General features: G+C 31.5%; 26 protein-coding genes and 1 riboswitch. Of the genes, 9 read left to right on the top strand and 17 right to left on the bottom strand.

The window, feature by feature from the left end; genetic code table 11:
- Window positions 1-9: 9 nt before the first annotated feature.
- Both leuS and ACM591_RS06630 read right to left on the bottom strand, forming a co-directional pair.
- Window positions 10-2424, bottom strand: a complete 2415-nt coding sequence (gene leuS, locus ACM591_RS06635; RefSeq protein WP_326026771.1) for a leucine--tRNA ligase — start codon at window positions 2422-2424, stop codon at window positions 10-12.
- Between the two features lie 518 nt (window positions 2425-2942).
- Window positions 2943-4112, bottom strand: coding sequence for an MDR family MFS transporter (locus ACM591_RS06630; protein ID WP_038678744.1), 1170 nt, complete (start codon window positions 4110-4112; stop codon window positions 2943-2945).
- Between the two features lie 109 nt (window positions 4113-4221).
- Here ACM591_RS06630 and ACM591_RS06625 point away from each other — a divergent pair, with 109 nt between their 5' ends.
- Window positions 4222-5175 carry a TIGR01212 family radical SAM protein gene (locus ACM591_RS06625; RefSeq protein WP_017722183.1) on the top strand — a complete coding sequence of 318 codons (954 nt, stop codon included), beginning with the start codon at window positions 4222-4224 and terminating at the stop codon, window positions 5173-5175.
- Window positions 5172-5732, top strand: a complete 561-nt coding sequence (locus ACM591_RS06620) for a class I SAM-dependent methyltransferase (protein WP_029377005.1) — start codon at window positions 5172-5174, stop codon at window positions 5730-5732. Before ACM591_RS06625 ends, ACM591_RS06620 begins: the two co-directional genes overlap by 4 nt.
- Window positions 5733-5827: 95 nt before the next feature.
- Here the strand turns inward: ACM591_RS06620 and ACM591_RS06615 are convergent, their stop codons facing one another.
- From ACM591_RS06615 to ACM591_RS06605, 3 genes are all read right to left on the bottom strand, one after another.
- Window positions 5828-6229 (bottom strand): transcriptional regulator, SarA/Rot family, encoded by a 402-nt coding sequence (locus ACM591_RS06615; protein ID WP_326026772.1) that lies wholly within the window; start codon window positions 6227-6229, stop codon window positions 5828-5830.
- A gap of 150 nt (window positions 6230-6379) precedes the next feature.
- Window positions 6380-7336 (bottom strand): L-lactate dehydrogenase, encoded by a 957-nt coding sequence (locus tag ACM591_RS06610; protein ID WP_029377003.1) that lies wholly within the window; start codon window positions 7334-7336, stop codon window positions 6380-6382.
- 218 nt (window positions 7337-7554) lie between these two features.
- On the bottom strand, window positions 7555-8379 hold the full coding sequence (locus ACM591_RS06605; protein WP_029377002.1) for an alpha/beta fold hydrolase: 825 nt from the start codon (window positions 8377-8379) through the stop codon (window positions 7555-7557).
- A gap of 266 nt (window positions 8380-8645) precedes the next feature.
- On the opposite strand from ACM591_RS06605, the gene ACM591_RS06600 reads away from it, so the two are divergent.
- Window positions 8646-9647, top strand: coding sequence for a proline dehydrogenase family protein (locus ACM591_RS06600; RefSeq protein WP_029377001.1), 1002 nt, complete (start codon window positions 8646-8648; stop codon window positions 9645-9647).
- A gap of 197 nt (window positions 9648-9844) precedes the next feature.
- On the opposite strand, the gene ribE (ACM591_RS06595) is transcribed toward ACM591_RS06600, so the two are convergent.
- From ribE (ACM591_RS06595) to ACM591_RS06575, 5 genes are all read right to left on the bottom strand, one after another.
- Entirely contained in the window at window positions 9845-10303 is a 459-nt protein-coding gene (gene ribE / locus ACM591_RS06595) for a 6,7-dimethyl-8-ribityllumazine synthase (protein WP_029377000.1), read from the bottom strand.
- 13 nt (window positions 10304-10316) lie between these two features.
- Window positions 10317-11498, bottom strand: coding sequence for a bifunctional 3,4-dihydroxy-2-butanone-4-phosphate synthase/GTP cyclohydrolase II (locus ACM591_RS06590; protein ID WP_029376999.1), 1182 nt, complete (start codon window positions 11496-11498; stop codon window positions 10317-10319).
- 10 nt (window positions 11499-11508) lie between these two features.
- Window positions 11509-12141: a riboflavin synthase gene (gene ribE / locus ACM591_RS06585; protein WP_029376998.1), complete on the bottom strand. Its 633-nt coding sequence runs from the start codon at window positions 12139-12141 to the stop codon at window positions 11509-11511.
- A gap of 6 nt (window positions 12142-12147) precedes the next feature.
- A complete protein-coding gene (gene ribD, locus ACM591_RS06580; protein ID WP_326026773.1) occupies window positions 12148-13191 on the bottom strand; it encodes a bifunctional diaminohydroxyphosphoribosylaminopyrimidine deaminase/5-amino-6-(5-phosphoribosylamino)uracil reductase RibD in 1044 nt (347 codons plus the stop codon).
- Between the two features lie 164 nt (window positions 13192-13355).
- Window positions 13356-13489, bottom strand: a riboswitch (FMN riboswitch).
- A 265-nt stretch (window positions 13490-13754) separates the two neighbouring features.
- Window positions 13755-15218 carry an FAD/NAD(P)-binding protein gene (locus ACM591_RS06575; RefSeq protein WP_029376996.1) on the bottom strand — a complete coding sequence of 488 codons (1464 nt, stop codon included), beginning with the start codon at window positions 15216-15218 and terminating at the stop codon, window positions 13755-13757.
- A 170-nt stretch (window positions 15219-15388) separates the two neighbouring features.
- Between ACM591_RS06575 and ACM591_RS06570 the strand changes: the two genes are divergently transcribed.
- Window positions 15389-16315, top strand: coding sequence for an osmoprotectant ABC transporter substrate-binding protein (locus ACM591_RS06570; RefSeq protein ID WP_186335595.1), 927 nt, complete (start codon window positions 15389-15391; stop codon window positions 16313-16315).
- A 422-nt stretch (window positions 16316-16737) separates the two neighbouring features.
- Here ACM591_RS06570 and ACM591_RS06565 read toward each other — a convergent pair whose 3' ends face one another.
- Both ACM591_RS06565 and ACM591_RS06560 read right to left on the bottom strand, forming a co-directional pair.
- Window positions 16738-17592, bottom strand: a complete 855-nt coding sequence (locus ACM591_RS06565) for an N-acetylglucosaminidase (RefSeq protein WP_029376994.1) — start codon at window positions 17590-17592, stop codon at window positions 16738-16740.
- A gap of 164 nt (window positions 17593-17756) precedes the next feature.
- Window positions 17757-17981 carry a hypothetical protein gene (locus tag ACM591_RS06560; RefSeq protein WP_017722196.1) on the bottom strand — a complete coding sequence of 75 codons (225 nt, stop codon included), beginning with the start codon at window positions 17979-17981 and terminating at the stop codon, window positions 17757-17759.
- 187 nt (window positions 17982-18168) lie between these two features.
- On the opposite strand from ACM591_RS06560, the gene ACM591_RS06555 reads away from it, so the two are divergent.
- Entirely contained in the window at window positions 18169-18666 is a 498-nt protein-coding gene (locus tag ACM591_RS06555; RefSeq protein ID WP_307726008.1) for a sigma-70 family RNA polymerase sigma factor, read from the top strand.
- 12 nt (window positions 18667-18678) lie between these two features.
- Window positions 18679-19101, top strand: a complete 423-nt coding sequence (locus tag ACM591_RS06550; RefSeq protein ID WP_326025838.1) for a competence protein ComK — start codon at window positions 18679-18681, stop codon at window positions 19099-19101.
- A gap of 8 nt (window positions 19102-19109) precedes the next feature.
- Here the strand turns inward: ACM591_RS06550 and ACM591_RS06545 are convergent, their stop codons facing one another.
- The 3 genes from ACM591_RS06545 to ACM591_RS06535 form a co-directional block, all read right to left on the bottom strand.
- Window positions 19110-19559, bottom strand: coding sequence for a hypothetical protein (locus ACM591_RS06545; RefSeq protein ID WP_326025839.1), 450 nt, complete (start codon window positions 19557-19559; stop codon window positions 19110-19112).
- A 136-nt stretch (window positions 19560-19695) separates the two neighbouring features.
- Window positions 19696-20349, bottom strand: a complete 654-nt coding sequence (locus tag ACM591_RS06540) for a pentapeptide repeat-containing protein (RefSeq protein ID WP_231291664.1) — start codon at window positions 20347-20349, stop codon at window positions 19696-19698.
- A gap of 190 nt (window positions 20350-20539) precedes the next feature.
- The gene (locus tag ACM591_RS06535) at window positions 20540-21253 is read right to left on the bottom strand and encodes a transaldolase (protein WP_029376989.1); all 714 of its coding nucleotides are present in this window, start codon (window positions 21251-21253) and stop codon (window positions 20540-20542) included.
- Window positions 21254-21542: 289 nt separating this feature from the next.
- On the opposite strand from ACM591_RS06535, the gene ACM591_RS06530 reads away from it, so the two are divergent.
- From ACM591_RS06530 to ACM591_RS06520, 3 genes are all read left to right on the top strand, one after another.
- The gene (locus tag ACM591_RS06530) at window positions 21543-21848 is read left to right on the top strand and encodes a hypothetical protein (RefSeq protein WP_029376988.1); all 306 of its coding nucleotides are present in this window, start codon (window positions 21543-21545) and stop codon (window positions 21846-21848) included.
- A 229-nt stretch (window positions 21849-22077) separates the two neighbouring features.
- A complete protein-coding gene (gene crcB, locus ACM591_RS06525; RefSeq protein WP_042362468.1) occupies window positions 22078-22443 on the top strand; it encodes a fluoride efflux transporter CrcB in 366 nt (121 codons plus the stop codon).
- Entirely contained in the window at window positions 22440-22793 is a 354-nt protein-coding gene (locus ACM591_RS06520) for a fluoride efflux transporter FluC (protein WP_029376986.1), read from the top strand. Before crcB ends, ACM591_RS06520 begins: the two co-directional genes overlap by 4 nt.
- Window positions 22794-22933: 140 nt before the next feature.
- Here ACM591_RS06520 and ACM591_RS06515 read toward each other — a convergent pair whose 3' ends face one another.
- Complete coding sequence (locus tag ACM591_RS06515; RefSeq protein ID WP_029376985.1) at window positions 22934-23770, bottom strand: aldo/keto reductase; 837 nt, start codon at window positions 23768-23770, stop codon at window positions 22934-22936.
- 214 nt (window positions 23771-23984) lie between these two features.
- Complete coding sequence (locus ACM591_RS06510; protein ID WP_418354311.1) at window positions 23985-24893, bottom strand: nuclease-related domain-containing protein; 909 nt, start codon at window positions 24891-24893, stop codon at window positions 23985-23987.
- Window positions 24894-24952 lie beyond the last annotated feature (59 nt).

The following is a 24952-nucleotide window of genomic DNA, read 5'->3' as shown; positions in this document are numbered from 1 at the left end:
TCCAATTAATTATTTAGCTACGATATTAACAAGCTTTTTAGGAACTGCGATAACCTTCTTAATATCTTTACCAGCAATTTCAGATTTAACATTTTCATTGCTTAGAGCGACTTCTTCCATCGCCTCTTTGGAGATATCTTTAGGCATATTAACCTTAGCACGCACTTTTCCATTAACCTGAATTACAATCTCAATTTCATCATCAACTAATAATGATTCATCATAAGACGGCCAAGGTTGATAAGTGATTGTTTCTTCATGTCCTAAACGAGCCCATAATTCTTCTGAAATATGTGGTGCAATTGGTGCCAACATTTTAATAAAGCCTTCAATATAAGGTTTATAAATCTCTTCAGCTTTATAACAATCGTTGATAAATACCATCAATTGACTAATCGCAGTGTTAAAGTTTAAAGAATTATAATCTTCTGTAACTTTTTTCACAGTTTGATGATAACTCTTATCTAATGCTTTACTATTAGTATTTACCACTTTGCTAGAAATTAAATCATTTTCAGTAACTAGTAAACGCCAAATTCTATCTAAGAAACGTCTTGAACCGTCTAAGCCATTTTCACTCCATGCAATCGCCGCATCAAGTGGACCCATGAACATTTCATATAAACGTAATGTATCTGCGCCATGTGATTGAACAATATCATCTGGATTAATTACGTTACCTTTAGACTTGCTCATTTTTTCATTTCCTTCACCTAAAATCATACCTTGGTTATATAATTTTTGGAATGGCTCTTTCGTCGGTACAACGCCTAAATCAAATAATACTTTATGCCAAAATCTAGCATATAATAAATGAAGCACTGCGTGCTCTACTCCACCAATATATAAATCTACTGGTAGCCAATGTTTTAATTTTTCAGGATCGGCAAGCATTTTATCATTATTTGGATCGATATATCTTAAGTAATACCAACAACTACCAGCCCATTGTGGCATTGTATTTGTTTCACGACGACCTTTCATAGCTGTAGCTTCATCGACAACATTTACAAATTCATCAATGTTAGCAAGTGGTGATTCTCCAGTTCCTGAAGGCTTAATTTCATCTGTTTCAGGTAGTAACAATGGTAATTCATCTTCTGGAACAGTTGTCATTGAACCATCTTCCCAATGGATAACTGGTATCGGCTCACCCCAGTACCTTTGACGACTAAATAACCAGTCTCTAAGTTTGTAATTTACCTTTCTACTACCAGCATTTTTATTTTCTAATAATTCAACTGCTTTTTCAATTGCAGCTTCATTATATAAGCCATTTAACTCCCCAGAGTTGATATGAGGACCATCGCCTGTAAATGCTTCTTGAGTCATGTCCCCACCTTCAATGACTTCAATTATAGGTAAATCAAAAGCTTTCGCAAACTCATAATCTCGTTGGTCGCCACTTGGAACTGCCATTACGGCACCCGTGCCATAAGTAGACAACACGTAGTCAGCTATCCAAACAGGAACTTCTTCTCCAGACAATGGATTGATTGCGTATGCACCTGTAAATACACCTGATTTTTCTTTGGATAAACCAGTACGTTCTAAGTCAGATTTTTTAGCTGCTTCTTTTTGATAAGCCTCTATAGCTTCACGTTTATCTTCAGTTGTAATTTTATTTACAAGCTCATGTTCTGGGCTTAAAACTAAGAACGATGCACCATAAATTGTATCTGCACGTGTTGTAAAGACTTCTATTTCTTCATTCAAGTTAGCAACTTCAAATGTAACCGACGCACCTTCAGAACGACCAATCCAATTACGTTGCATATCTTTAAGTGATTCTGGCCAGTCTAAGTCATCTAAATCTTCTAATAATCTATCGGCATATTCAGTGATTTTTAATACCCATTGCTTCATAGGTCTTCTATAAACTGGATGGCCACCTCGTTCAGACACGCCATCTACTATTTCTTCATTTGAAAGAACTGTACCTAAAGCGGGGCACCAATTTACTGCCACTTCATCTACATATGCTAATCCTTTATTATAAAGTTGAATAAAAATCCATTGTGTCCATTTGTAATATTCTGGATCTGTTGTATTTACTTCTCTATCCCAATCATAACTAAAACCTAATTCTTTGATTTGACGTTTAAAAGTTTGAATATTTTCTTTAGTAAATTCTCGAGGATCATTACCGGTATCTAGGGCATATTGTTCTGCAGGTAAACCAAATGCATCCCACCCCATCGGGTGTAAGACGTTATAACCTTGCATACGTTTATAACGAGAGATAATGTCTGTTGCTGTATAACCTTCAGGGTGTCCTACATGTAATCCTGCCCCAGAAGGATAAGGGAACATATCTAAAGCGTAAAATTTCTTTTGGCCTAAATTATCGCTTGTTTTAAATGTTTTATATTCTTCCCAGTAATCCTGCCATTTTTTCTCGATTTCATTATGATTGTAATTCACTACTTCTCCTCCTAATTAATAAAAAGACACCTCAAACTATTATTGAATTACATAGGGACGATTTTCACCGCGGTACCACCCAACTTCACATGAACTGTGCACTCATTTTAATAAAATAGTAAGAGATGTCATCATTTATCTATAAGTCCTGGTAAGTTCACTTGTAGTTTAACGCTAGGTTCCACCAACCCTAGCTCTCTGTAGATAAACCTTGAAGCTACTACTCCATATACATTACTAATCATATTTGAAAAATACTTTTATTTCAAGAGTAAAACTAAAGAACTACTTCTTTATATAAATAGCTAGTTTAAAGAAGCACTTATTTAAAGATCCGCTTCTTATACTTGTTTAATTAGTGGCCCATACACATGAACCTTAGCTCAGGTGTTCCACTTTGTAATATTAAATAAACGCACAAAGTCCGAGCCATTTATTTCTGGCTCGGACCCTAATTACAATTAATTTTATTTAAAATATCATAATAACAATTAGTAAATTTTATATTATACTTACATTTATATTTCTTTTGATAATTTTTTATCATATATCATTAAAAATATTAGTGCTATCACAAGTAAGAAAATCATACTTAAAAACATAGCCTGCATATTAAACGTATCAACCACTACACCGCCGATTAATGGTCCAAATGCTTTACCTACCGTAGCAGCAGAATTAACATAACCTTGGAATGATCCCTCTTTACCACTTGGCGCAAGTTGGTTAGCAATAGTCGGCACCGCTGGCCATACAAACATTTCACCCAACGTAAGTATAATCATACCTACCATGAATACAGAAAATTGTTCCGCAAAGCTTGTAACAAAGAATGACAGTATAAATATTATTATCCCTACAAGCATTTGATATTTCAAATTACCTTTTAACAACCTAACAACAGGTGAAATCAATGGTTGAGCCACCAAAATCATAATACCATTTACTGTCCACAGTAGACTGTATTGACTCATAGAAACATTTATTTCTTGTGTAAATGATGCAATAGTACTTTCCCATTGAATATATGCTACCCAACATATGCTAAACATGACACACAGCAACGATAACGCTATAAATTGTGGTCGATATGCTTTCGATAACAAACTCATCGCATCATTCGATTTTACTTTCACATCTAATTTAATGTTAAATTGAGTAACTGCAACAATTGCAAAAGCTACATACATCAATAAATTAGCAATAAATATATAATTAAAACTTAACTCTGCGACAAAACCACCTGAAGCAGCACCAATGGCGACACCAAGGTTTTGCGCCAAATAAATCGCATTAAACGTTTGTCGACCACCTTTAGGCCATACCGCACCTGCTAATGCATAAATTGCTGGTATTATCATGCCGCCACCAAATCCCAAAGCTACTAACCACACTGCATACCATGGCCAACCATGATAAAAATTTAGTAACGTTGTACTCATCAAACAGATGACAGTGCCTATCATAATCGTCCTATAACCACCTAATTTATCAAATAAATTACCACCTAATAAATTACCTATGACCATACCAAAAGAGTTAATCATTAACACTAATCCAGCCATCGTCAAACTTTTATCTAATTGTTCATTCATATAAATTGTATTTAACGGCCATAAAAAACTTGAGCCTGTGATATTTAATGCCATACCAATAACTAACCACCATACTGATTTAGGCATATTCATAACAGTAAGCTCCCTTCTAAAATTAAATTTCTCATTTTACTCTAAACACTATATCACTAAAATATGTTAAAATCTTTAACTAGAATGAATTTAGAAAGGAAAATGTTATATGGGACAATTTTTCCCTTACGCATTCGAGAATAAGAGATATCACACATGGAATTATCACTTGAAAAATAAATTTGGACAAAAGATATTCAAAGTTGCAATTGATGGTGGCTTCGATTGTCCAAATAGAGATGGTACTGTCGCACATGGCGGTTGTACATTCTGTTCAGCAGCAGGCAGTGGTGATTTTGCAGGAAATCGTGTGGATCCTATCGAAGTACAATTTAGACAAATTAAAGATAGAATGCATGAAAAGTGGCATGACGGACAATATATCGCATATTTCCAAGCATTCACTAATACTCACGCACCTGTTGAAGTATTACGCGAAAAATATGAAACTGCACTAAAAGAACCAGGCGTTGTTGGTCTATCTATAGGTACACGTCCTGATTGCTTACCAGATGACGTAGTTGAGTATTTAGCAGAACTTAATGAACGTACATATTTATGGGTAGAATTAGGTTTACAAACAATTCATCAAGAAACTTCAGATCTAATTAATCGTGCACATGATATGGAAACTTATTATGAAGGTATAGCTAAATTACGTAAGCATAATATTAATATCTGTACACATATCATTAATGGTTTACCTGGTGAAGATTATAATATGATGATGGAAACAGCTAAAGAAGTAGCACAAATGGATGTACAAGGTATCAAGATTCACTTACTTCATTTACTTAAAGGCACACCAATGGTCAAACAGTATGACAAAGGTATGCTTGAATTTATGTCGCAAGAGGAATATACAAACTTAGTTTGTGACCAATTAGAAATCATTCCAAAAGAAATGATTGTTCACCGCATTACTGGCGATGGTCCGATTGACTTAATGGTTGGCCCAATGTGGAGTGTCAATAAATGGGAAGTATTGAATGAAATTGATAACGAACTAGCACGTAGAGCATCTTATCAAGGTAAATTTTTCGAAAGCACTGTAAAATCATGAAATTAGAACGTATTCTCCCTTTTGCCAAGTCACTTATCAAACAACACACACATGAAGAGAGCACCGTAATCGATGCTACCTGCGGAAATGGAAATGATACGTTATTTCTAGCACAACACGTTACAAGCGGTCATGTGCATGCTTTTGATATACAGGAAGCTGCAATTCTAAATACACAGCAAAAAACGAAAGATTTTGATAATGTAACCCTTCATCATGCCAGTCATTCCGAAGTGAAGAAATATATTCCTACTGAATCACATGGAACGGTAGATGCTGCAATATTTAATTTAGGTTACCTTCCTAAAGGAGATAAATCGGTTGTTACACTGCCGAATAGCACTATTGCAGCTATCGAAGCAATATTTGATATTTTATCAGCAGAAGGTATCATTATCTTGGTAATTTATCCAGGCCATGAAGAAGGAAAAATCGAACGCGATGCTGTAATAAATTATTTGAAAAACTTTGATCAAAATAAAGCTCACATTTTACAATATCAATTTATCAATCAGCAAAATGACCCACCATTTATTTGTGCAATCGAAAAAAGATAGTAACAAGACACATCTAGATACAATATAATATATGCAGTACTTATTTTTTATAAAAATAAAGCCACAGTGCTTAGGCACTGTGGCTTTACTATTCCCTATAGATTAATGATAGATTTAAGACTGTTTTGAATACTAGTTGATTTGCCATCAATTTCTTCTTTAAAGAAGTTTAAAAGTCTTTCCCGTTGATCTTTTAAATCTTCATTGAAATGTATGATAACTGTACGTTCATCATTCTGCGGTCTTTCTTTAATGATCCAAGTTTTTTCAACTAAATCATTATACGTTCTTGTACGTTTATAAGACTTAATATGAACAAAATCATCCATTTCCTTTAAAGTCATTGAACCTTCTTTCCAAAGTGTAAGAAGAATCAATATTTCTTCTTTTGACATTTTATATTGCTTTTGTACTTTGGCAAAAATATCATCAATTTCTTTTAATACCGATTCCAATTGCAATACGCCATCAACTTTATCAGCAAATGTCTTCCCCATATAATAATCCCCCAATCATAGAATAAAGTTTAAACATGTAAAATTAATTCATAAAAATCACCATTCATTGTGATATAAATTCTTCACTGAATAAATATTAGAATTTTTAATAAAATTAATCTTATATACAGTTTAAATTCAAACTATGAATTATGCAATTAAATGAGATATTTTATTTTGCATTTCTTTCAAAATGTTGACAGAATTGTTGAATAATTTCTCTTCTTCCTCGCTTAAAGGTATTTCAAATACTTTCACTGCCCCTTGTCGATTAATTTTTGTAGGTACACCAACATAGACACCTTTTTGGTCATATTCTCCTTCTAAATAACTAGAAACTGTTAAGACGAGATTTTGATTGTTTAATATAGCTTTTGTAATATGAACCAATCCCATAGCGATACCGTAGTATGTCGCCCCTTTAGCTTGAATAATATCATACGCCGCATCACGCGTATTCACAAAAATTTCTTCAATTCTGTGTTGTCTTTCAGGATCATCTTTAAGTAATTGATATAATGGTTGACCAGCAATATTTGCTTGTGACCAAACTGCCAATTCTGAATCTCCGTGCTCGCCTATAATTTGTCCGTGAACACTTCTATCTGAAACGCCAAATTCTTCTGCTAATTCGTATTTAAATCTTGCAGTATCTAATATCGTTCCAGAACCAATGACTTTTTCTTTTGGTAAACCTGAAACTTCTCTTGTTACATAAGTCAAAACATCTACAGGATTTGTAGCTACAAGGAAAATACCATCAAATCCTGAATTCATAACTTCAGACACTATATTTTTAAATATTTTTGTGTTTTTTTCAATTAAATCTAATCTTGTTTCTCCTGGTTTTTGAGCAGCGCCAGCAGTAATTACAACTATGTCTGCGTTATCACAATCTTTATAGCTACCCGCTTTTATCTTTATAGGTGACCCACCATAAGGTGCAGCGTGGTTCAAATCCATCACGTCACCTTTAACTTTTTCTTCTGCTAAATCAATAATCACTAATTCATCCGCTACCCCTTGAGCAACTAATGCAAATGCATAACTAGAGCCTACAGCGCCATCTCCAATTAAAACTACTTTATTACTTTTAATATATTCCATAATAAGACTCTCCTTACGTATATGAACTTTTATGTGATTTATTTCACAAATTAAATATAACAGGGTCTATAAAAAATTGCAATGTTTTTGTGATTTATTTCACAAATTAAATATTTCTTTATATTTGAAGCTATAAATAAAAAAAGAAACCGTACACCTTAGTACGATTTCTTCTTAGCATATATATGCAGCAAACCTTTAATTAGACTTTTTGATTGTTATGAGACTTCATTTTCATCATGTACTATGAAACCATTATTACTTGAACTATTATTCAAGAAAGCTAAAATATATCTCATGACTTCATCTCTCTCAGGTTCATTATGTATTTCATGGTATAATCCATCCCAAGCCTTGAAATATAATTCTTCAGTAATGATTTTTTCTTTTATTAAATCCATCGCCGTGACATCGGCTACTTTATCTTCTGTGCCATACATTAAAAGTAATGGTAACGATTTTACATCTTTTAAGTGATTTACCGTTTCCTTCATTATCTCAATAATTTGTTTATACCAGTGGTATGTGACTTTTTGTAGCATAAGTTGATCATTATTTGTTTCATCGATTACTTCAGAATTTCTGGTTAAATCTTCAACCGTAATACCAACTTTAAATCTCGTATCTTTGGCAATTTTACCTATATTAGAAATAATCTTATCTTTTCTAGTTTTATTACTTTTTTTAAACTCAAGTAATGGTGAAAGTAACATCAACCCTTCTATAGGTACCTCCACTTTTTCAAGCATGTTTAAAACAATTAAACCACCCAATCCTACGCCCAAGACATAAGTTGGCAATTTATATTCGTTCGCGATTCGAATCCATTCAAGTATATGCTCATGATATACATCAAAATTATCAATTTGCCCTTTGTTTGAACGTGAGGTTTGCCCCTGTCCTGGCAAATCTCCCATAATCACATGATACCCATTACGGCGAAGCATTGTAATTACATATGCGTATCTACCTGTATGTTCAAGCATGTTGTGTGCAATCACCACAATACCTTTGGCTTCATTTTCGGTTTCCCATTTCCACATTTTCCATACTTCCCCTTCTACTTTAAATTCATTAACTGTATTGTATCAAAATATCATGTAGTTTTTCCATTTTAAACATAACAATACAACTCTAAAAATGAGTTTATTTCCTACAACTAAATTTATAACTCTCTTCAATATGGAACTCATGAGTGCATTTAATAATTTAAAGTGTAATATATTTTATTGTAAACGATTTCATTACTATTTGATTCATGCTACACTATTAATGAAACATAGCTATAAGCGGAATAGGAGGAATTAATATGCCAATTGTGAAGAATTTTTTTATCGGATTATCAAATAATCCGCTTTTGAATAAGACTGCCAAGGAGATCGGGCCAATGCTCGGGGCAAATAAAGTAGTTGCAGGTAATACTATTACTGCCTTGGTGGACACAATTGAACGTTTAAATAACAAGGGAATCACTGTTACAGTTGATTGTCTTGGTGAGTTTGTTCTAACTGAAGGTGAAGCAATCCAAGCAAAAGACCAAATCATAGAAGTGATGTATGCAATTTACAATCATAACTTAGATGGTCACATGTCTATTAAATTGAGCCAGCTAGGTTCAGAGTTTGATACAGATCTTGCTTATCGCAATTTACGTGAAATATTATTGAAAGCCAATGAATTTGATAATATGCATATTAATATAGATACTGAAAAGTATGATAGTCTATTCGATATCACCCAAGTTTTAGATCGCTTAAAAGGTGAATTTAAAAATGTAGGTACTGTAATTCAGGCATATTTATATAAAGCTGACGCACTTATTGATAAATATCCAGAATTAAGACTACGCATGGTAAAAGGTGCTTATAAAGAAAGCGATACTATAGCCTATCAAACAAAAGAAGAGATAGATAAAAACTATATTCGTTTGATGGAAAAAAGGCTTTTAAATTCAAAAAATGTAACTTCAATTGCTACACATGATGATGAAATCATCAGACACATGAAACAATTTATTAAAGATAATAATATTGAAAGAAGCCAATACGAATTCCAAATGTTATATGGGTTCCGTACAGATTTAGCAGAAAAAATTGCTGGTGAAGGTAATAATTTCTGCATCTACGTACCTTATGGAGATGATTGGTTTAGTTACTTTATGCGTAGGCTAGCAGAGAGACCACAAAATTTAAACTTAATGTTTAAAGAATTTATGAAACCAGATATTCTTAAGAAAGTCGGTATAGTTAGTGGTGCTATAGCATCATTTGCACTCGCAACAACATTTTTATACCGTATTTTTAAGAAATAAAAAATAACGGGTATGTAACACCAAATTTAATAAATTGATATTACATACCCGCTTTGCCACTGTTGGCTAGATTGCTATATAACTTAATACAAGTAATTTAGTTTTCTAGTCATCATGCAATGTTCATATATTTCACTTTTTAAGCGTATAATTTAATTACTATTAACCGCAATCCTCGTTTAAATGCTTGAGGATTTTTATATTTCTTTTAATAAATTTGCCATTTCAATGGCACTAACAGCTGCTTCCGAACCTTTATTACCAGCTTTAGTACCAGCTCTTTCAACAGCTTGTTCGATATTTTCAGTTGTTAAAATTCCAAAAATCACCGGTGTATCAGTCACATCATTTGCTTTAGAAATACCTTTGGCTACTTCATTACATACATAATCGTAATGTGAAGTCGAACCTCTAATCACACAACCTAGCGTGATAACAGCATCGTAATCACTTTTTTCAGCTAATTTTTTAGCCACTAAAGGAATTTCAAATGCACCAGGTACATAAGCAACATCGATGTTTTCTTCTGGCACCTCATGTCTAATTAAAGTATCTTTCGCTCCATCTAATAAACGATTTGTTATAAAATCATTAAACCTACTTACTACTATAGCAACTTTTAAATCAGAACCTATTAATTTACCTTCAAAATTCATTCTAATTTCCTCCTTATATTAAGTGACCCATTTTTTCTTTTTTTGTATCCATATAATCTTGATTATATTTATTAGTTGGTACGACAAGTTCAATACGTTTAGTAATATCAATACCATAGTTCTCTAAGCTTTCAAATTTCTTAGGATTATTACTCAATAAATTAACACTTTCAACACCAAAGTATTTTAAAATTCGAGCAGCATTTTCATAATTTCTTAAGTCTTCTTCAAAGCCCAAAGCAATATTTGCTGTTACAGTATCATAACCTTGTTCAATCAGTTCATATGCTTTTAATTTATTGATTAATCCAATACCTCTACCTTCTTGAGGTAAATATAAAATAATTCCACCGTGTTCATTTATATATTTCATTGACGCTTCTAGTTGCTCACCACAATCACATCTTTGACTATGGAATATATCTCCTGTTAAACATGCTGAGTGTATACGTACATTTTCAGTTTGCTTAATATCGCCATTGACGATAGCCACTATTTCTTCGTCGCTATCAGAAGTTGTAAAACCGTACATATCGAATACGCCATACTCCGTTGGCATTTTAACCTTTGCTTTTGCTTCTAATTTGGAAATAGCCGACTTACGGTATTTTTCTAAATCTTCTATCGAAATCATTACTAAACCATGAGTTTCTTTAAACATTTCTAAAGACTCACCTTTTGCCATAGTACCATCATCATTCATAATTTCACAAATTAATGCGGCAGGTTTAGCGCCTGTTAATTTAGCTAAATCGACTGATGCTTCGGTATGTCCACGTCTTGTCAACACACCATTATCTTGTGCTATTAATGGAAATAAGTGACCTGGTTTATTAAAATCAGCCGCACTTACACGATCATCTATTAAAGCTCTTGCTGTCAACATTCTCTCATCAGCACTTATACCTGTAGTTGTATCGACATGGTCAATGCTAACTGTGAATTGTGTGCCATAAACATCAGAATTATTACTAACCATTGGGTTTAAATCCAATTTTTTAGCTATATCACTACTGATAGGTGCACAAATCAACCCTCTACCATATGTGGCCATAAAGTTAACAGTATCATTATGCATCCATTCTGTTACAGCTACTAAGTCGCCTTCATTTTCTCTATTTTCATCATCTACAACGATAATACTGTCACCGTTTTTTAAGGCTGTTAAAGCTTTGTCTATACTATCTAATTGCATATTACCCCTCCTAAAATCCAAATGCTCTAAGTTTCTCTGGGCTCAATTCCGATTCGTTAGAATTGATTATCCGTTCAACATATTTGAATAGCATATCAGTTTCTATATGGACTGGATCGCCAACACGTTTCTGATTTAAAATAGTTGATTTTCTTGTTTCTGGTATAAGGTGAATATCAAACTCAGCTTCTTTTAGTTGGAAAATAGTTAAACTCACACCATCTACTGTAATTGACCCTTGACTAACCATTTGTTTTATCAGTTTAGTTGTTGGTTTAATAGTAACGATTTTAGAGTTGTCAGATGCTTGTATGCGTGTGATTTTAGCAACTTCATCTACATGACCTAAAACAAAGTGACCACCAAAACGTCCTTGACCACTCATTGCTCTTTCTAAATTCACTTCAGCAGATTGAGTTAATTGGTTTAAATAAGTTTTATTTTCTGTACCTTTAATAACTTGAACTGAAAAACTTTGATGATCAAATTCCACCACCGTTAAACATGCGCCGTTAACACTGATTGAATCCCCGATATGCATATCTGATAAAATCGTTCGGCACTCAATCTTTAAGTTAACTACAGACTGTTGCGTGGATACTTTCTTTATTGTTCCTATTTCTTCAACAATTCCTGTAAACATGGACGATCACTTCTTTCGTAACTCTAGTTTAATATTTTGCTCAAGCATTTGTGAATTTACAATTTCAAACTGTGGTACTTCTAATAGATTAAAAATGCTTTCACTTTGGAAAAATTGATAATTACCAGAACCACCTATTATTTTCGGGGCATAATATAAGATTAGTTCGTTCGTAAATTTAGATTGTAGAAATTCAGAAGTTACTGTGGGCCCTGCCTCAACTAGTACACTTCCAATTCCCCTTTGATATAAATCTTTTAATATATTTTTAATTGAACAATCAGTTAATTCTATGATTTCAACATGTTCAATATTTGTTTTTAAATTTTTGTTTTGAGTATAAATCCATATTGGTTCATTTCTTAATTGAAAAATATCTAAATTAAAATCAATTTCACCAGTTTTAGATAAAATGACTTTTATAGGATGCTTACCTTCTTCAATACGTGTAGTATATTGTGGGTTATCTGCATATATCGTTCCTCTACCAGTCAAGACAGCATCATGTTTATGACGTAGATGAAACACATCATTTTTCACGGCTTTATTAGTAATCCATTTACTTTCGCCTTTGTCAGTGGCTTGTTTGCCATCAAGACTACATGAAACTTTAACTGTAACTTCTGGAATGGATTCGTTCTTAGCCATAAAGAAATCTCTGTATAATGATTCTGCATCTGATTGAGGGCGGAATATCACTTCGATGCCTGCCTGTTCTAATATATCATCGCCTTCAGAAGGTAATGTTGTGTCTTTAACCGCATAGACAACCTTTTTAATACCCGCTTCAATGATTTTATTTACACATGGTGGTGTTGAACCATAATGCGTACATGGTTCAAGCGAAATATATATAGTTCCGCCTCTAGCATTGTCTTGAGCCATATCTAAAGCTTGTACTTCAGCATGCTTGCCACCTTTTTGTAAATGGGCTCCCATGCCAACAATGCGCCCATCATTTACTACTACAGATCCAACTGGTGGGTTCAAACCCGTTTGGCCTTCTACCATTTTTGCTAATTGAATAGCGTAATTCAAATAATGACTCATTTTATCACCTCTAAAAAATAAAAAAACACCTGAACTTAACATTTCAGGTGTGGGATATATATCGATATAACATTTTTAGCAATCGTAAAATATACACTTATACATATTCAAATAAAAGTGTATGCTAAATAAACACTTAAAAAGTGCTATTTTCAAGTTATACTTCATTCTTTCTCCCATCCAGACTTTACTGTCGGCTCTAGAATTTCACTAGATCAGCCACATTTGATTCAACAAATGCAGGTCGCAGGCTTAATTTACTGCCGGTTGGGAATTTCACCCTGCCCCGAAAGAATATTTATGAAATTGTATTCGATGATTGAGTCAGGTAACTTTGAATAAGTTACAAAATAATGGTACTACACTTTTGACAAAATGACAATTCTTATTATCTAAGTCGGCTTTGTTTTTTTGATATTTCATTACATTTTTTCAACTTAAAGCACAAACAAATTAGTTAATACCCACTGACGACTATTAAATTATGAATAGTCGTCACAGATAACTCACAACTTATTCAGTTAATTTGTCGTTGTGTAATTCATCTATAAATTATAAATATCTTATTTTGTACTTAATAGATGGTCAACCACATTAACAGCTTGTTTTACAATCATCATAACGCCATTACGTGATTGATTAATTCCATTTGTTAATTGGCCGAGCGCATACATATGTTTCAGCGTTCCATAGCGAGGACTTATAATTTGATTAGTTTCAGCAACAATTTGAATTCCACCAAGTGGATGCGCTTGTACAACCTGTCTGTTCTCGAGATTTAATACGAGTTGGTCATCACCATCTAAATCTGCAAGTTGTGTCTTTGATCCAGTAGCATTAATTACAATATCAAACTGTTCTACTGACGCATCTTTATATTTAAAGTTGAACTTATTATTATTATATCGAACATCTTCTAATTCACTTTTGATTTTAATCGTGCCATGGTTAATGTGATCAATCAATAATCGTGCTGTTTGAGGCGGCATCGGGTTTGAATTTTCTTTTAATATAGGCTGATAATTAGTTAAAAATCGTTTTTGGTCCTCTCTACTTAAACTATTCCAAATCCAATTTAAATTTTCTTTCGTTAATTCAAGTATACTTTGTAATTTCCCTAATTCATCAGCATGTTCTAGGTCATAAGTTAAATCCTTAATTGGATCATCTTGACTACGATGCACTAACGTTTCGACATCAATATTATGCAATGCACAATCTTTCAAGAATAATTTTATTACTTCATCCAGAGGTACATTCCCAAAATGCTTGCGCTTTATCTCGTTAAATTTTTCTGGAGTTATATATTTAAAATCGATATCAGGCATCTCACCTCTTACACTTGGCAATCGCCCTTTTCGACTAGCAACAGTTATTGGTAGTTTAGGGTGATGCGAAGTTACATAGCGAATAACATCTAAACTTGCTAATCCCGTACCAATAATAGCAATTTCGTCGGAATCCTGTACATCATCTAATGTATTATAAGTCGGATATGGCGTTTTAATATAACCACGTATCCCCTTCAAACCATATGGATCATGATATGATAGAGTACCAATAGTTAAGAATACGACGTCATACTTTTTACATTTTTCTATTTCTTTAGAAGTACAAACACAATATGTCACTTTGGTCTTCCCTATTTCTGACTCTATAAATACTTCATTAACCTCTTCTTTGATTATATTTATGTTGCCGTACTTATGATTAAATTTCTGTAAATAATCTTTCATATAATGTCCAAATATAAATCTTGGCAAGTATTCCGGGTTTGAAAATTTAAATGTAGATTGCTTTTCATACCATTCATAAAACTCTCTATGGTTATCTAAATTCAAAGACATCTGTGCTGCCGGTAAATTTATTAGTAATTCTGCACTGTCATTTTGAAAAGGGACACCTTGCCCCATATTTATAGGATTATCATATACATCAATATTCATTTTAGAAAAAGAATCACTTTTCACTAATTCTTTTAAAAGCGTGACACCTGCAGTGCCCATTCCAATGATGGCAATTCTCATAGTACACTTCCTTACTAAGATTATTTATGGCTATTATACCAGTCCTTTAATGTATATTACACATTAATGGTCTGCTACTATTTTTTAAGCAGTATTATAATGTTTTGCTAAGTGTGTTAATCTTAATATATTCTAATAATAGTTTTTTAATACATATAAGGAGTTCAACAATGAAACATTTAAAAAGATTTTTATTTTTCATTTTAACAAGTACCTTTTTACTAGCTAGTTGCGATTTGCCAGGTTTAGGTGGTGGCCAATCAAAAAACACTGTTAAAATATCAGCTTTAGCTACTAGTGAATCACAAATTATGGCCTATATGTTAAAAGAACTTATTGAGCATGATACAAATGGCGAAACATCCGGCACTATAATTAACAATTTAGGGTCTGCAACTATACAGCACAATGCATTAATGAATGGTGATGCTGATATATCAAGCACGCGGTATACTGGCACAGACTTAGTTGGTGTACTTGAACAAGAACCTATTACAGATACAAATAAAGCAATGACGATTACTAAAAAATTATTTAACCAAAAGTTTAATCAAACATTTTTTAATTCTTATGGCTTTGAAAACACATTCGCATTTATGGTCACAAAAGAAACCGCAAAAAAATATAATTTACAAACTGTCTCTGATTTAAAAAAAATTAAAGATAAAGTCAATGTAGGAACAGATACTACTTGGATCAAACGTGGTGGAGATGGGTACGCCCCTTTCCAAAAACACTATGGATTCGGTTTTAATTCACTTAAACCTATGCAAATTGGTCTTGTATATGATGCGTTAAAAAATAATAAATTAGATGTGGCATTAGGTTATACCACAGATGGAAGAATAGCTGCATATGATTTAGTTGTATTAAAAGATGACCAAAATTTCTTTCCACCTTATGATGCAAGTGCAGTTGCTCCAAATAAGTTACTCAAAGAGCATCCACAAATCAAAAAGTCAATATCGAAACTTGATGATAAAATCAGCACAGAACAAATGCAAAAATTAAATTATGAAGCTGATGGGAATGGAAAAGAACCAGCAGTTGTAGCTGAAACATTCTTAAAAAAACATAATTATTTTGATGAAAAATAGTTCAATATTAAAACGTTTTTTAGTCTCAATTAATTAAAAAAACCTTAAGTAGGAAGTGACACTATGAAATTCATTTTAAAAGTATTTATCTCTACACTTATGTTATTTATTCTTATTAGTCAAAAAAACAAAGCTAAATAAAGCCGAAAATTCCTAATAACCGTTATCATAATAAAAAGCCAAACGTCAGTTGACACTTGGCTTTTTATTATGATTTTTTTAATTGAAATTGAACATAGCCTTTTTCAAATAATCAACTAATCTATATTATCTATACAATGCTAAACTTATTATAAACAAAGCAATATAATAGTATTTTTACAAATCAATAAATTATAAAAACATCTATAAAAATTAAAAAATGCCAACAAAGTTAACAACCTCGTTGGCAGGATATAACCATACGCTTAGCACATGGTTATTTATTGTGTTTTATGCTTTTCATCATCTTTATAAACAAAGTATTTGTAATACTTACCTTCTGTTTTCATATCTTTATAGAAATTAGCCATTAAACTTGCATTACTTTCAGCCCATTTAATGTCGGTAGCGTATTGGTGTTCACCAGGGTTTTTAGGATTCCATCTCATGCTATAAAGAGTGTTTTGATCTTTATTTGATAAAAAGTGATCATGAATAAAGTTTGCGCCACCACTTATAGCTTTTTCAGGTGTATCCCAACCATGTTTCTTGGCATATTCTGATCCAGTTTTGATTGGATCTTCATCTAATGCGCCGACCCCAAAAAAGTTGTAATATTTTTTCCCATCAATTTCTACACCACTTGCAAGTTCACTCTTTGCCGAACCTGTTTCTAGTAAAGCATGGGATATTAAATAAACTTCATTTACATGTTTATTTTTTGCTGCATTTAAAAAGTCATCTGAATGCTTTAATAATATTGGATTGTCAATTAACATACGTTTAATTCTGTTTTCATCAATTCCTTGGTATTTATCCAACTCTAAAAATTGGTATTTTTGAGTATCACTATCTATAAACTCACTACTATTCATTGCGGCTTTTATCTCAGTAGATGATGCATCTCTCCAACTTTTATTATCTTTACTTGAGACTTGTTGGCTTGTGTAGTTATCAATTTGCTTTTTAGATGCTTTATCTAAAGTAACTTTTAGATTTTCAACTTTTTCTTGTTCATTTACATCTTTAAAAAAGATTTGATCTGATATCATTGTAAAAACAATAACAGCAGCTACACCTAAGATTATCAACAAACCAATAATTGATAATATAGAGCCCTTTTTATGCTTCGTCATGTTCACACCTCTTAGGTAATAATTAGGAATGGAGCCTCTTTAATCTATGTACTACTACTATTGAGACTATCTGATAATAAAGTTTAACACTAAATACTTAATCGTACAATTTAATCTGATTGTTGTCATATATTCATAAAAAAAGTAATGAAATTTTAATTTCATTACTCTTGACTTTTACGATATTCCATTATGATAAAACTTGCTGCTTGAGATCTATTTTTATAATAATAACGGTTCAAATCTATTGCGCCTTCTATTTCACCATCTCGATACATCATTTCATTTGTCATGTTATTAATCATAACAAAGTCTGATTTATCTTTAATTATATCTAAATCATTATGTTTCGCAAAAAAATGTTCTAAATTTAAATGTGCGTAATCCATACAAACCTCCTGATAATTGTCCGAAGATAATATTTATCTCTAAATGCTATATCTTTAAGTTGAATACGCGTTAATGTTATAAAACTTAAATTTATCTACCTTATGACTTCTATTTAACACCTTATGTAACTATTTAGCAAATGAAATTTATTATTTTTTACAATAAACTAAATCTATCCGGAAATTTATGTTGTATATACAACAATGGAGTCTAACAATGAACTATAATGAATTGTATAAAAATTTCAAGCACATAATATATTTTCTTCTCAAAAAATATAATATTAAGTACAATAATGATGAATATGTACAATTACTCATGATAAAAATGTGGGAATTATCAAAAGTATATACCCCTCAAAAATCTTCTTTGAATTCATTTTTATATACTCGTCTCAATTACTTTATTATCGACCTTTTTCGTTCGCAACACACTATTCAGACATATAACATATTTGAATTAGATAACCTTCCTAATATTAATTACCCCTTCGATGATGCTCGAATCTTGTATAATAATTTTCTTTCCTATTTATCGGAAAAAGAACAACTTTGGCTCCGATTAAAATTAGCAGGCTATAAACAAAAAGAGTTAGCTAAAGAGTTAAATTGTTCAATTTCCACATTAAAAAATTATCAAAACAGAGTCAAAATCAAGTATAAAAACTATTATCTTAATAAATGAGGTGAAACATTCATGTCTAATCTAACTAAAATATTATATTTCAAAACAGCAATAGGATCAGAGATACTTACAATATGCCAATACACTACACATCAATTTATATATCCATCTCCAATCAATCAAACTATTAACTACATTTTAGAAAAGCATCAACGTTCACATAAAGTACAACTTGGACAGTCTAAACGAATATTAAAAATTAAGAAGTTAGTACCTATTTATATCGATTATCAAACAACAATATTCCCTGTAAAACCCCAACGTTCCCCCATACAATATTATATAAACGCTTGTACTATTAACGGATTAAAATCCAAAGGTTCATCCACAATAATTTATTTTGATAATGGTACATTTATCACTGTAGATGCCCCGTATATTTTTATATATAAAAAATGGCAAGAAAGTTTAACACTTTCTCACCTTTTAAGCTAGTTTCATTACTATAAAGTTTTATTGTGTTTATATTCCAATAGTTTTTTCGTAAAATACCCAGTTACTACTTTTATCATATATAGACTGACTATAAGTAATAACAATGCTCCAACCAAGGTTAGCAGAACAGTAACTGTCGATAGCTCTACTTCCGGCTTAATGAAATATTGTACTGAAGTCAAACTTGTCAGAAAACCAAACAAGAACAAACCAATAAGTACGATATACGTACCTAAAATACCTAATAATAGTAAGAATAATTGGGTACTTGAAACGACTTTTTCTTTAAAAATATATTCCTTTAAAAATTGATTTGAGAAAGCAACTGGACGCTTTAATTGTTCACTTTCATTTGAATCAACTGCTTTAGACAACACTTCATCTAATTTGTTTTTCTCTTTTTTGTTTAAAAACCACAACTGCTTTTTTACTTTTTGCTTAAAGATATTTGCTTTCATTTGAAATGTTCTCCTTTATTACGTTCACATCACTTCAGTTACTCACTTAAATAATAAATCAATTATCACAGTGATTCAATTAAAATTGAGGGTTTTCAAAATAAATATGTATTACGACTGCCTTATTTCTTTATATTTAGTCAACGACAACGATACCAATTAATTTGGCAATTTGGATAGCTTGTTCACTCGATACTTTGCATCCTATTAAATCATCTTTTCCAACAATGATATGTTCAAAAAATGATTGACTTATATCACAACTTTTTAACGACGTTTGATAGATTGACATATGATTCAGTTCAGATTTAAAAAATTCCACGTTTTTAAGCGTAGTATTATGAAATTCAGCATTTTCTAGATCACTTGTATTGATTCTAAATACATCGATTTTCGATTCTATCAAATTTATAAAATTTGCTTTTACTTCTTCAAATGTAATATGACTTAATCTCATATTTTTGAGTAATGTTCCTGTCATTCTACAATTTTTAAAAGTAACCCTATGAATCGTACCATAAGCCATCAGAGAATTAGAAAAATCACAGTTTTCAAATACGACATCTGTAAAATCAGCACGTCCTAAATCCGAATTAGCAAAGCTGCAATCTTTGATAGTCGATCCATAGATTAATAATCTATCTAATGCTTTTTCTTCCAATGATGAATTTGAGATTTCTGCTAATTCTATGAGATCATCAACTTCATCAAATACATCTGTCAGCTCTTTCTTTTCTAAGTGGGCGTTAATTTTAGGTGGATGTATTTTCATCACTTCACTCCTCCCCAACTAATCATTACATGCGTCATAATATTGAACAAGAAAAGAATTAGCCAGAAAATTTATAATATATAGTATATCAGATATATTTCAAAATTTTTATATTTTTAAAGTATAAAAAAAGACCGAGACATAACTAATTGTCTCGGTCTTTTTACTTATATTTAAATTTACAATAAACTCAAATTACTTTTTAGAATTAAAGAATAGATAAGCCAGAACTTTGGATATCTTTTGCAAATCCTTCAACTGTATCTACTGATAGTTCATTAATATCACGGCCAAGATTATTGTTTACTTTTTTAACAACATCTGCTGGACATGTGATGATATCAGCACCAACTTCATCAGCTTGTATAACGTTAATTACTTCGCGACAACTAGCCCATAATAATTTCACGCCGTCTTTACTATGTGTAATTTCAGCAGCTTCTTTCATCATAGGAATTGGGTCGACCCCTGTGTCAGCAATACGACCAGCAAATACTGATACATAAGTTGGAACGCCTTCAGTGACAGCATCTGTAATTTCTTTAACTTGATCTAATGTATAAACAGCAGTTACGTTTAAACGAACATTTTCTGCTGATAATTTTTTAATTAGAGAAATAGTTGATTCACCTTTTGTGTTTACAACTGGAATTTTAACAAATACATTACTACCATATTGTTTTAAAATTTCCGCTTCTTTTGCCATAGTTTCTAAATCATCTGCAAATACTTCAAATGAGATAGAAGCATCAGGAATCTCACGAACAGCTTCTTCAGCGAAAGCTTTATAGTCTGTAACACCTGCTTTTGCCATTAAACTTGGGTTAGTAGTAAAACCATCAACCTGTTTATTTTTATAAGCTGCTTTCATTTCTTCAATATCTGCACCATCTGCAAATACTTCAACATTTAATTTTGCCATTACTTATTCCTCCTGACTTAATTAAATAATTCAATTAAGAATTATTTGATAACGGTTATTAACCATTATTAACCATACAACTTAGTTATACCATCTATAAAGTATTAATTCTAATTTTTTGCTTAAATTCAGAATATTTTTAAAGTAATATTAAACTTTTATTATATTAGAGTACTCATCCTACATAAGCATATATTCAATATGTTAATATACTATATAAATATAAAATTCATTAGTTTTTAGTGAATTTATGGTATTATGGTTAAATGAATTGCATTAGGAGGTACAAATGGCACGTTCAAAACTTTATTTTTATTTATCTACTTTATTGGTTATTATTAGTTTTTATTTTAATACAAGAAATCCTCTATTAAACATGCATTTTAATTCGATGATAAAATTAATATTTGTTTGTAGTATTATAAATGCTATTATTTTAATAATTTCCATAATTTTTGCTGATAAATCAATCAAACATCTACATGAAGAGTCAGATTGGATACGAAGAGCAAGTAAAGTATTACCATACGTTATTTTAGTCGTAATTGTTATTCATATTCTTGCTTCTCTATCGACATTTGGCATAATATTCTAATTAAGAGGCTAGGACAACGGTAGATGTCTTAGCCTCTATAATTTTGGTTAAAAGATTCTTTGATCTAATTAAATAAGCCTTAAGTATAGGCAATATCGGACAAATTCAATTATAAATACATTCTAAATTTCTAATTAAATTTGATATTATAAAAACAATAAATAAGATTTAATAGCAATGTCATGTTGCTAAAACTTGCACTTTTTTTAAGAAAGGAAGCATGCCAACAATGCAATATTTATATATTTTTGTAGGAGGCGCTGTCGGTGCTTTACTCAGATACTTGTTTTCATTTATAAGTGTTAATTCTACTTTTCCTATTGGCACATTTATCGCTAATATTTTAGGCGCATTTCTAATGGGGTTTCTTGGGACACTGACTTTACAATATTACAAGAATAATCCACTTTTTAAAAAAGGTATTACTACAGGCCTGTTAGGTGCAATGACTACCTTTTCAACATTTCAATTTGAGCTTATACATTTATTTGAGCAACAAGCTTATTTAGCTGTTTCTATTTATGCAATCAGTAGTTATGTTTTAGGAATACTCTTATGCTATATTGGGGTTAGATTGGGGGTACGTTACTCATGATTAACTGTTTATTAATCATGTTAGGCGGTGGCATAGGTGCAGTTATCCGTGGTTTTATCACTAATTTTTTTAATCGCAAATTTAATAGTGTATTACCAGTTGCAACGCCTTTTGTTAACATAGTAGGTAGTTTTATCATTGGGTTCCTATTAGGTTCGGCACTTAAATTAGATTGGATTGAACCCTTTGTAATCGTTGGTATTTTAGGCGGTCTTACTACCTTCTCTACTTTGTCATCTGAACTCGTCCAACTATTAATGACTAAAAAGAAATTTACTTATTTCATCATTTATTCAGTACTCCAATATGGTGTTTCCTTTTTAGCTTGTTTATTAGGTTACATGCTTTAACGAATAACCTAAAAAAGTGCATTATAATAAAGCCACAAAATCATTAAATTGTATTTGTGGCTTTTTATGTGCTTCACATTACCTATGTCTGTTAATGACAGTCTCATCAAGTCTGTATTAATATTGTTGTATATCGTTCGTTAATGACCACTGTATTTTGCAGGATCTGGTCCAATTCTACGTTCTTCATTGAGGTTATCTAATTTTTCTATTTGTTCAGCTGTTAAAGCAAAATCAAATACATTAATGTTCTCTTCTATTCTAGAAGGAGTAACTGACTTCGGAATTACTACTACACCATGTTCAATATTCCATCTAATAATTACTTGAGCCGGTGATTTACCCACTTCATTAGCTACTGCATTTACCGTTTCATCTTCCAAAATTTGTGCGTTCATTAACGGCGACCATGACTCCATATGAATATTTTGAACTTCAAGATATCTATTTAAAGATGATTGTAATAAATATGGATGGAATTCTACTTGATTTATTACTGGTTTAATTGAAACTTGTGCTAATAAAGCTTCCAAATGTTCAATATTAAAGTTACTTACACCAATATTTTTCACTTTATCATTTTTATAAAGGTCTTCCATACCCTGCCAAGTATCAATCATCAATGCTTCATCAGTTCCAGGCCAATGCATAAGATATAAATCTAAATAGTCTAAACCTAATTTGTTTAAACTTGTCTCATAAGCATCAGCAACATTTTGTCGACCATAGTCATCAAGCCATAATTTAGAAGTAATGAATAAGTCACTTCTTTTTAATCCTGTTGAAGCTAATCCTTCAGCAATACCTTGACCTACTTTATCTTCGTTTTCATAAATCATTGCTGTATCAATATGTGTATAGCCATTTTCAATTGCATGTTTTACTGATGCTGCACATTCATCATTATTCTCCACGCGAAATGTGCCCAATCCAACAATCGGCATCTCATTACCATTATAAAATGTAATATTTTCCAAGTTAAAATCCCCTTTTTATTTTGTTAATTATTATACTAATCAATATTCCCAAATATATAAATAAAAATGCCTATATGTTTATAATTAATTTGTGGTTAAATTATTTATAAATTTCTATAATCTACAAAAAAACTGTCAACAAAAGTCTAATTGCTTTTGTTGACAGTTTATACTAAATAGCATTATTTATTATCAAAATATAAAATTTGTATCTTTAGTTAAATGATTCAATTTCATCCATAACACGTTGTAAATCTTCAACGTTATATTGAATGCGACCATGGAATACGAATTTATTAAAGAATTCATCCAATTGTTCTGGACCAACTAACACTTTGGTGTTTGAACTTTGCGCATAGTTTGAAATTGTTACATCGCCTTCATTTTTAGGGTTGAAATATAAAATTGTTGTTGGTGTGAATTTTAAATTCAATTCTATTTGAATATCACCAGCTAGTTTCTCAATATCATTTAAATGAGTCGTGTAATTAACAAAAGATAATGAATTTTCATCTTCATTTTGATCTAATACAAGTGTTTGTGGTTCTTGTCTATCAAGGTCCAACGTGTTAAACACTTGTTCCATTGTTGGTTGCTCTTTAAATTGTGCAGCACTCACACCATTATATACATGACCCTTTAATAATTGAGAATCAATGATATATAAACCAGTACGCGTAAGTACTAAGTGGCTAATGCGCTGTACATCATTAAATTCATTCTTAGGTAAAAATATGTTCGCCATAATGTGCATATCTTCTGGGCGAATTCTTTTCTCATTTACTAATCTTTCTCGAATACCAATAAGTCTCATATCAGTTACATATTCACTTTGATTTTTAGAGAACAATTTTAATGCATCAATTTCTCTATTTTTCGAACTAACTGTAGCATTATATTCTTCTTTTTGCTTTGTTACTGTTTTTTTATTTTCAATTCTTTCTTTTTCTAATTCTTCCTCATGCTCGTCGCTTAGTTTTTGTTCTCTGGTTTTGTATTGTTCCTCTACCTTTTGTTGTGCTTTCTTTTTACTTTTCAAAGCAATGATAAATAAAATGAAACAAATTACTGCTACAACAATTGCCACAATTAAACCAATCTCTAATGGTCCAAATGAATTCATAACAAAAAACGCTCCTTTATGTGTTCAGTAACTTAATTATAATAGATAAACATATAGTA

It is taken from the genome of Staphylococcus sp. Ze2 (genome assembly GCF_048568365.1).
GTDB classification, from domain to species: domain Bacteria; phylum Bacillota; class Bacilli; order Staphylococcales; family Staphylococcaceae; genus Staphylococcus; species Staphylococcus xylosus.
Note: the sequence above shows the minus strand (reverse complement) of the source record. Positions and strands in the feature narration are given on the sequence as shown.